2 protein-coding genes are annotated in these 797 nt (G+C 74.9%); one reads left to right on the top strand and one right to left on the bottom strand.

Annotation, left to right across the window (positions count from 1 at the left end; all coding sequences use genetic code 11):
- The coding region (locus AC2W7M_RS26570) for a VIT1/CCC1 transporter family protein (RefSeq protein ID WP_486136187.1) at nt 1–361 on the top strand (361 nt) is incomplete at its 5' end.
- A gap of 22 nt (nt 362–383) precedes the next feature.
- Here AC2W7M_RS26570 and AC2W7M_RS26565 read toward each other — a convergent pair.
- On the bottom strand, nt 384–701 hold the full coding sequence (locus AC2W7M_RS26565) for a helix-turn-helix transcriptional regulator (protein WP_486136185.1): 318 nt from the start codon (nt 699–701) through the stop codon (nt 384–386).
- Nucleotides 702–797: the final 96 nt, after the last annotated feature.

Raw genomic sequence — 797 nt, 5'->3', positions numbered from 1 at the left:
TGGCGCCCCAGGACGTGTCCCAGGTCGCCGCCGCCCCTCGCCCCGTGCCCCCGGCGCCGCCGTCGGCCTGCGGGCGGAACTGGCCGATGCCGAGGACGGGGCGAGCCCGGCCTCCCACGCCTTCTGGATGTTCGTGTCCGACCTGTTCGCCGGCTTCACCCCGGTGCTGCCGTTCGCCTTCCTGCCCATGGAGAGCGCGCGCATCGTCTCGCTGGTGCTCACCACGGTGCTGCTGGTGGCGCTCGGCATCGGCCGCGGGCTGGTGGGCAAGCGCCCGGTGCTGCGCGCCACGCTGGAGACGCTCGCCATCGCCGCCTCCGCCGCGCTCGCCGGCGTCGCGATGGGGCATTTCCTGTCCTGATGCGGTGGACGCGCCGTCCGGCTCAGGGGCGGGCCGCGGCGAGGCGCATGACGATGGCCACCAGTTCGCCCTGCCGGCTGATGCCGAGCTTGCCGAAGATGCCGCGCAGGTGGGTGCGGGCGGTTTCGTAGGAGATGGCGTGGGCCTCCGCCACGCTTTTGAGCGCGGCGCCCTGCCCGACCGCGTCGGCAAGCTTCGCCTCGGCCGGGGTCAGACCCATGTCCTGGAGGAGATCGGCGACCGGACGCGGCGCCGGGTCCAGCGCCCGCACCAGCAGCATCGCGCCGCCGGCCCCGAAGGTGATGATCTCCAGCGCATCGAGCCGGGGCCGGATCGGCATGGCCTCCACCATGAGCCACCCTTGGCCTGAGGGCCGGCGCACAAGCACGGCCTTCGCGGCCGGAAGGCCCGCGGGCGCCGGGGAGCGCGGCCGCTG

Source organism: Xanthobacter sp. BG11Y11_SDJG, from assembly GCF_057364445.1.
Note: the sequence above shows the minus strand (reverse complement) of the source record. Positions and strands in the feature narration are given on the sequence as shown.